The organism is Paenibacillus phocaeensis, from assembly GCF_900021165.1.
Taxonomy (GTDB): domain Bacteria; phylum Bacillota; class Bacilli; order Paenibacillales; family Paenibacillaceae; genus Fontibacillus; species Fontibacillus phocaensis.
Window position 1 is genome coordinate 266,777 of sequence record NZ_FCOQ01000034.1, and the last position, 7,307, is coordinate 274,083.

At 55.1% G+C, this 7,307-nt stretch carries 5 protein-coding genes; all 5 read right to left on the bottom strand.

The window, feature by feature from the left end; all coding sequences use genetic code 11:
* Positions 1-79 precede the first annotated feature (79 nt).
* The 5 genes from BN3795_RS23140 to groES all read right to left on the bottom strand — a co-directional run bounded on the left by BN3795_RS23140 (position 80) and on the right by groES (position 5,621).
* Positions 80-1,168, bottom strand: coding sequence for a Gfo/Idh/MocA family protein (locus tag BN3795_RS23140; protein WP_068787023.1), 1,089 nt, complete (start codon positions 1,166-1,168; stop codon positions 80-82).
* Positions 1,165-2,199 (bottom strand): AraC family transcriptional regulator, encoded by a 1,035-nt coding sequence (locus BN3795_RS23145; RefSeq protein WP_068787024.1) that lies wholly within the window; start codon positions 2,197-2,199, stop codon positions 1,165-1,167. The genes BN3795_RS23140 and BN3795_RS23145 overlap by 4 nt, the downstream gene beginning before the upstream one ends.
* 30 nt (positions 2,200-2,229) lie before the next feature.
* On the bottom strand, positions 2,230-3,219 hold the full coding sequence (locus tag BN3795_RS23150; RefSeq protein ID WP_068787025.1) for a Gfo/Idh/MocA family protein: 990 nt from the start codon (positions 3,217-3,219) through the stop codon (positions 2,230-2,232).
* 437 nt (positions 3,220-3,656) lie between these two features.
* Positions 3,657-5,276, bottom strand: a complete 1,620-nt coding sequence (gene groL, locus BN3795_RS23160; protein WP_068787027.1) for a chaperonin GroEL — start codon at positions 5,274-5,276, stop codon at positions 3,657-3,659.
* Between the two features lie 63 nt (positions 5,277-5,339).
* Positions 5,340-5,621: a co-chaperone GroES gene (groES, locus tag BN3795_RS23165; protein ID WP_036625239.1), complete on the bottom strand. Its 282-nt coding sequence runs from the start codon at positions 5,619-5,621 to the stop codon at positions 5,340-5,342.
* Positions 5,622-7,307 lie beyond the last annotated feature (1,686 nt).

The following is a 7,307-nucleotide window of genomic DNA, read 5'->3' on the forward strand; positions in this document are numbered from 1 at the left end:
TCTTCTTCTCTTACTAGCAAACGGCCCCTGCCGGAAGGAGCAGGGACCGTTTCGATCAAGCATGCCTATGGATGGATGTTTAATCATTTCGCGGCAATTCCACCGACACCTCGCGGCCTGATTCCGCGGAACGCAATACGCCGTCGATGATCGCCTGCTGAATCAGAATCTGCTCGCCGGGAATCGGAGCGGGACGTCCGTCGCGAACTGCTTCAGCAAAATCCCGGACCTTCTCGTCGAACAGGTTCAGCTTGTGCTCAATGAGCGGAATCGGCGTCTGGGTGTTGCGGCCGTATTCATCATGGTACAGCGTGATCGAACCGATCGCGCCGTCCCATACGCCGGACCACGGACCGCTGCCTGCCGGCGTGATTTTAAGTCCCCCGTCGGTACCGAGGAACATCGTTGCGCCTAACGTATCCATGTGCATCGCCCAGGAGATTTTGAACTGCAGCACCAGATCGTTCTCAAAGCGGACCATCGCCACGCCGAAGTCCTCCACCTCGAATCGGGACGCTTCGGGATGGTAGAGCGGGTTGCGGCCGAAATGGTTCGACGTGAACGCAGATACGGTGAGCGGGCGGGGATAACCTAACGTATTCAGCGCCATGTCCAGCGAATAGCAGCCGATGTCCGCCATTGCCCCGGCTCCGGCCAGCTTCTTGCTGATAAATGTGCCGCCCGGCATACCGCGCCGACGGCCGCCGCCCGTCTCGGCGTAATAAACCTTGCCCAACCGCTCGGATTGTACGATTTCCTGCAGCAGCTTCATATTCGGGTCATAGCGAGGCTGGAACCCAATCGTCAACATGTTGCCGGTGTCGCGGGCGACTTGCGTCATCTCGAGCGCCTCCGCCAAAGTGACGGACATCGGCTTCTCCAGCAGCACTTGCTTGCCGGCCTTAAGCGAATCAACCGTCGTTACATGATGCGAGACGTTTGGCGTACAAATGCTGACGGCATCCAGCTCTTGCTCGAGCAGCTTCCGGTGGCCGTCATAGGCTGCCGCTCCGTCTAATTGCAGCGCCTCCACGAAATCCGCGGCTTTGCCGGGAATGACGTCGGCAACGGCCACGATCTCTACGAATGGAAGCTTGCGGTAAGCCGATACGTGGGCTTTGGCGATTCCACCGCTTCCAATAATGCCGATGCGTACATGTTTGCTCATCTACTCGCTTCCTTCTTTCGTTTGGAATGGGGCGCCGAATGCTCTCCCGCATGCATTTTGCGGTATGTGCTTGGCGTCACTTCGTATTTGCTCTTGAATACCGGATACAGATAATTGGGATTCGCGTAACCGTGGGCAATGGCGATCTCCTCGATCGCTTTGTCCGTAAGGAGCAGGTCCGAACAGATCGCCGTCAGCCGCGTATGCTCCAAATAATCGCGGAATGTCGTCCGCCCTTCACTGCGGAAGATACGCTGAAGCTGGCGGGGACTGGTCCCGATCGCCTCGGCAACCTGCTCCAGCGAGATCGGCATGCTCTCGTTATCCCGAATATATTGCGTGGCCAACTTGTAACGATGGAAGCTCATATCCCGTTCCGGAATCCCCGTTCTGTCGTTAGCCCGGTCCAGCACGCGAACGGTACGCAGCAAAATCTGCACGATTTCCTGCTTCAGCAGCGTGTAGAAGCCGATGGGCTGCTCCTCCAAAATACGGTACGCCTCCAGAAACCCGCTCATCGCATGGAACCGGTCAACGACCGGTGCGATCGGCAAACGATCCAACGAGGTAAGGCATTCCCTCGCCTCCGCCGCCTCCAACTCGTCTCCCCAGCCGCCGAGTTCGGCATCCGCCGCCAGCGGCTCAATCTCCAGATGAAGGCAAAGCTCATACATCGGATCCTCCGGGTCCGATTCCTGATAATGCACCAGATCCGGCCCGGTCAAATAGAACATGCCCTCGTGGAGATCGTACGCCTGGTCGACGAGAATCACTTTGCCCTTGCCTTTCGGAATATAATGAAACTCATAACCCGAGTGCTTGTGAAAATGAATGATATGTCCAGGAGGAAACGAGGCCAGATGGCAGCGCAGCACGCGAATTCCGAAACCTCCCCAGCGGAATTGCAGCTCTAGCCGGTCGAGCGCATCCTGCCGTTCCGCCATTCTGGCGTACGGAAAAGGGCTTGCGCTTCCGGCCGCTCTACGGTCCGCCGGCTTCTTCCCCGTCGGTTCGCGATGATCCGCCCGCATCTTGATCCCTCCCTTTCCTGGAGTCATCCGCTATTCCGCCAGCTCGTCGATCCGGATCGGCCGGCCTTCCGCCGCCGAGCGATTCGAAGCTTCCATAAGTCTGGTCAGATCAACCGCCGCCGCGATATTCTCCGTCGCCTCGGTACCTTGCTTGATATGCTCTACCCATTGGCTGAACGCATAAGGCACTCTGTCCTCCAGCTCCAGCTTCTCCCATTGTCCGCTCCCGCCGTTGTAACGAACAACGGGAACCTCATCCGGGAACCCGTACAGCAGCGTGCCTTCGGTTCCGTGAAGCTCAATGGAGAACGGCGAGTGGCTGTTCACGAAACCTGCTTCGACGATGCCCAGCGCACCTTCCGCATAACGCAGCACGGCGACCGCATTATCTTCAACTTCCTTGCCCGTCACATAGCCGAAATTCGCGCTGACACTCTCCGGCATCCCCAGGAAACGCCGGACTAGATACATCGGATGGCAGCCCAGGTCAATGAGGGCACCTCCGCCGCACTGCTCCTTGGAGAAGAAATGCGCGGGCAGCCAGTTCGCGGTCGCTCCGTTATGCGACAGACGAACCCGCGCCATGGTTAGCCTGCCGAGCTTGCCGGCCTGGAGTACGCGATCGATCGTTTGCGTATAACCGTCGTACAGGCGCGGCAGGGAAACCATCAGCTTCACCCCCGCTTTCCGGACCGCAGCGAGAATATCCGCGACTTCCTTCGCCGTTGGGGCAATGACCTTCTCCGTAAAAATGTGCTTACCGGCCTGCGCCGCCTTCACCATAACGTCGCGATGCAAATTCGTTGGCGCGTCTACGATGACAGCGTCGATGTCGTCCTGCGCCAGCATCTCGTCGAGCGAGGCGTAATACGGCACTCCGTATTGCGCCGCTTTGGCCTGCCCGCGCTCGGGAAGTTCATCCCAGATCGCGGCGAGTTCCGTCTCGGGATGCTCCAGTGCCTGCTTCGTGTAATCTTCCGCATGGACATGCCAATAACTGATTTTGCCGATCCGAATCATTCGTAAGTAGCCTCCTTGGCCATTTGACTTAAATTATACGACAACATAGACAGATTACACCACTTTTATAGCCATTATAATGAGTTTTCGTGCCATTTAAACTACAAATTGACGACATGCGAAGATAAGAAAACGATTCTATGTTTTACTTATTTTAACATCAACTTGAAGGGGGAATTGTACTTGCGAATGCGAATGCGAATGCGGTGGTTAGGTTACCTGATCGTGGCATTAGGTTTTATAACTTGGTTGGTGGGGATTAAGTTGCAAGCTGCAAGTCCAGGCCAGTTTGAGAAAGGGGTTATTTTTGCCGGCCGAGACCTAGCTGTAATCTGCGCTATAAAAAAGCAAAGAGGCCTCCCCAAAGTTCGATGAACTTAGGAGAGACCCCTGCTGTTGTCGCGAAATCTTTATAAAGATCGGCTTGACAGCCTATCTTACATCATACCGCCCATTCCGCCCATGTCTGGAGCGGCTGGTTTTTCCGGTTCCGGTTTGTCGGCGATGACCGCTTCGGTCGTCAGGAACAGACCTGCAACGGATGCCGCATGTTGCAATGCGGAACGGGTTACTTTCGCCGGGTCAACGATACCCGCTTCGATCATGTTCACCCATTCGCCGGTAGCGGCGTTGTAGCCGATGCCGACTTTTTCTTTCTTCAGACGATCCACGATAACGGAACCTTCTTCGCCCGCGTTCGCTGCAATCGTGCGAACCGGCTCTTCCAGAGCGCGAAGCACGATGTTGACGCCGGTTTTTTCGTCGCCGGTTGCTTCAACGCCAGCTACTGCACTATATACGTTCACGAGGGCAACGCCGCCGCCGGATACAATTCCTTCTTCAACAGCTGCACGCGTTGCGTTCAGCGCGTCTTCGATGCGCAGTTTGCGCTCTTTCAGTTCGGTTTCCGTTGCCGCACCGACTTTGATCACCGCTACGCCGCCAGCCAGTTTAGCCAGACGCTCTTGCAGTTTTTCTTTGTCGAACTCGGAAGTAGTTTCTTCCAGTTGCGCACGGATTTGGTTCACACGAGCGTTGATATCGGCTTTGTCGCCGCTGCCGTCTACGATCGTCGTGTTTTCTTTCGTAACGATAACTTGACGCGCGTTACCGAGTTGATCTACCGTCGTGCTCTTCAGATCAAGACCGAGTTTCTCGGTGATCACTTGGCCGCCAGTCAAAGCGGCGATGTCTTGCAGCATCGCTTCGCGACGGTCGCCGAAGCCAGGAGCTTTAACGGCTACCGCGTTGAACGTGCCGCGCAGCTTGTTGACGATCAGCATCGCTTGCGCTTCGCCTTCGATATCTTCAGCGATGATGAGCAGCGGTCTGGATTGTTGTACGATTTTCTCCAGAAGCGGCAGGATTTCTTGTGTGCTGCTGATCTTCTTGTCGGTGATCAGGATATAGGGGTTATCGAGTACGGCTTCCATTTTGTCCGTATCGGTAATCATGTAAGGAGATACATAACCGCGGTCGAATTGCATCCCTTCAACCACTTCAAGCTCGGTAGCGAAACCGCGGGATTCTTCGACGGTGATAACGCCGTCTTTGCCCACTTTTTCCATGGCTTCGGCGATCAATTCGCCTACTTCTTCGTCCGCAGCGGAGATCGCGGCAACTTGAGCGATCGATTGTTTGCCTTCGATTGCTTTGGAGATGCTCTTCAGTTCAGCGACAGCCGCGCGAACCGCTTTGTCGATCCCTTTGCGCAGGCCGATGGGGCTAGCGCCGGCTGTAACGTTCTTCAAGCCTTCGCGGATCAGCGCTTGCGCCAGAACCGTTGCGGTTGTCGTACCGTCACCTGCTACGTCGTTCGTTTTGGTAGCTACTTCTTTAACGAGCTGGGCGCCCATGTTTTCAAAAGCGTTCTCCAGTTCGATTTCCTTCGCGATCGTTACGCCGTCATTCGTGATGAGCGGGCTGCCAAATTTCTTCTCCAGCACAACGTTGCGGCCTTTCGGACCGAGCGTTACTTTTACTGCGTTTGCCAAAGCGTCAACCCCACGAAGCATAGCGTGGCGGGCGTCTTCACTGAATTTGATCTCTTTTGCCATTGTTCAATTACCTCCCATAATAGTTGTGTGTTCGTTCTTTGCTCTCAATTGCCCTTCGGCGGTTTAGCCGATGATGGCGTGGATGTCGCTTTCTTTCATAATCAAATATTCTTTGCCTTCATATTTCACTTCAGTGCCAGCATATTTGGAGAAAAGAACGCGGTCGCCTTCTTTCACTTCCAACGGAACGCGGACGCCATCTTTCAAAGTTCCGCTGCCAACGGCGATGACTTTACCTTCCTGCGGTTTTTCTTTGGCCGTGTCTGGAAGCACGATGCCAAATGCCGTTGTCTCCTCTTGCTCGATCGGTTGCACGAGTACGCGTTCACCTAAAGGTTTGATCATGAAAAAACAGCCTCCTTTAAATATGTGGTGTTATGGGTAGATGTTTGTCATATGTATTAGCACTCGATCTACTCAAGTGCTAACAACCACTTTTATATTACTCAAGTTGCGAGTAGATTTCAAGTTCCTTTGTACAAATTTTTTTGTTTGTTTTATAGGTCCTAGCTGTGCCCTTCCCATTGTATCCTTGCGTTTGGATAAATATTCCGGCTGGGACGGACAGGCTGACGAGCGGTTGTATGGGGAATAAGGGTTTGGTGGGTGCGTGTTGGAGTGCATGTAGCATGGGTGGTGCGAGTAGTGTGTACGGTGCGGGTGGTGCGGAGTTGGCGCGTGTGCGGGTGCAGCGTGTGTCGTGCAAGTAGCACGGGTGGGCGAGTAATATGTGCTGTGGGGGTGGGGCTGCACGGGTGTGCGGATGGTGCATGCGACGGGTGTGTGCGTGGAGCGTGTGCGGTGGGGATGGTGCGTGATGCGGAGTTGGCGCGGGTGCGGGTGCAGCGTGTGTCGTGCAAGTAGCGCGGGGGGGCGAGTAATATGTGCTGTGGGGGTGGGGCTGCACGGGTGTGCGGATGGTGCATGCGGCGGGCATGTGCGTGGAGCGTATGTGGAGAGGGTGGTGCGTGATGCGGAGTTGGCGCGGGTGCGGGTGCAGCGTGTGTCGTGCAAGTAGCGCGGGTGGGCGAGTAATATGTGTTGCGGGGGTGGGGCTCTGTACGGATGTGCGGATGGTGCATGCGGCGGGCATGTGCGTGGAGCGTATGTGGAGAGGGTGGTGCGTGATGCGGAGTTGGCGCGGGTGCGGGTGCAGCGTGTGCGTGCAAGTAACGCAGGTGGGCGAGTAATGTGTGTTGTGGGGGTGGAGCTCTGTACGGATGTGCGGATGGTGCATGCGGCGGGCATGTGCGTGGAGCGTGTGCGGTGGGGATGGTGCCTGGTGCGGAGTTGGTGCGTGTGTGTAAATGTCCGAGGTTGGCTAGTCTGGTCCGCGTGTGCTCGAACTAAACCTTCTCATCTTGTTAACCGGTTCGCTCACCTCTGCTGAAATGAACCTCACCTATTCGGCAAATGTTGCATTTTATGCACCATTTTTGCGGCTTTTGGCCTGTTCAGAGCGGAAATGTTGCATTCTCTGCAGCATTTTTCGGGAATTCAGGCCAAACAGGCTACTTTTGTTGCACAAATTGCAGCATTTCGTGCTCATTCTGGGGCGACGCCCGGAAATGTTGCCGGAAATGCAACATTTCCGGCAAACGGCAGGGGCGGATGAACCACCACTAGACTGAGCGCAGTGTGAACGGGTAAATGTTGCATTTTATGCACCATTTTGCGGCTTTTGGCCTGTTCAGAGCGGAAATGTTGCATTCTCTGCAGGATTTTTCGAGAATTCAGGCCAAACAGGCTACTTTTGTTGCACAAATTGCAGCATTTCGCGCTCATTCTGGGGCAACGGCCCGGAAATGTTGCCGGAAATGCAACATTTCCGGCAAACGGCAGGGGCGGATGAACCACCACTAGACTGAGCGCAGTGTGAACGGGTAAATGTTGCATTTTATGCACCATTTTTGCGGCTTTTGGCCTGTTCAGAGCGGAAATGTTGCATTCTCTGCAGGATTTTTCGGGAATTCAGGCCAAACAGGCTACTTTTGTTGCACAAATTGCAGCATTTCGCGCTCATTCTGGGGC